Below are 800 nucleotides of genomic sequence, written 5' to 3'. Positions count from 1 at the left end.
CATGGCAAGACGTCGCTGACGGCGGCGATCACGAAGTATTTTGGCGAATACAAGCGCTACGACCAGATCGATGCGGCGCCGGAAGAGAAGGCCCGCGGCATCACCATTTCGACGGCTCACGTCGAATATGAGACGGCTGCCCGCCACTACGCCCACGTCGACTGCCCCGGCCACGCCGACTATGTGAAGAACATGATCACCGGTGCCGCGCAGATGGACGGCGCGATCCTGGTCGTGTCGGCTGCCGACGGCCCGATGCCGCAGACCCGCGAGCACATCCTGCTTGCCCGTCAGGTCGGCGTGCCGTCGATCGTTGTGTTTTTGAACAAGGTCGACCAGGTCGACGACGCCGAGCTGCTGGAACTGGTCGAGCTCGAGGTTCGCGAGCTTCTGTCGAAGAACGAGTTCCCCGGCGACGACATTCCGATCGTCAAGGGTTCGGCGCTGGCTGCTCTTGAAGATTCGAACAAGACCATCGGCGAAGACGCGATCCGCGAACTGATGGCTGCGGTCGACGCCTACATCCCGACGCCTGTTCGTCCGCTGGACAAGCCGTTCCTGATGCCGATCGAAGACGTGTTCTCGATCTCGGGTCGTGGCACGGTCGTGACCGGCCGCGTCGAGCGTGGCATTGTCAAGGTTGGCGAGGAACTGGAAATCATCGGCATCCGTCCGACGACCAAGACGACCTGCACGGGCGTTGAAATGTTCCGCAAGCTGCTCGATCAGGGCCAGGCTGGCGACAACATCGGCGCGCTGCTGCGCGGCGTTGACCGTGAAGGTGTCGAGCGCGGCCAGGT

1 protein-coding gene is annotated in these 800 nt (G+C 62.9%); it reads left to right on the top strand.

Features of this window, described 5'->3' with window-relative positions; translation table 11 throughout:
• On the top strand, nucleotides 1-800 hold an 800-nt coding region (locus H0241_RS35290), incomplete at both ends, for an elongation factor Tu (RefSeq protein WP_181062295.1).

Source organism: Mesorhizobium neociceri (genome assembly GCF_013520985.1).
Lineage (GTDB): Bacteria > Pseudomonadota > Alphaproteobacteria > Rhizobiales > Rhizobiaceae > Mesorhizobium > Mesorhizobium neociceri.
The sequence above is the reverse complement of the archived record's forward strand: the minus strand, read 5'-3'. Positions and strand labels throughout refer to the sequence as shown.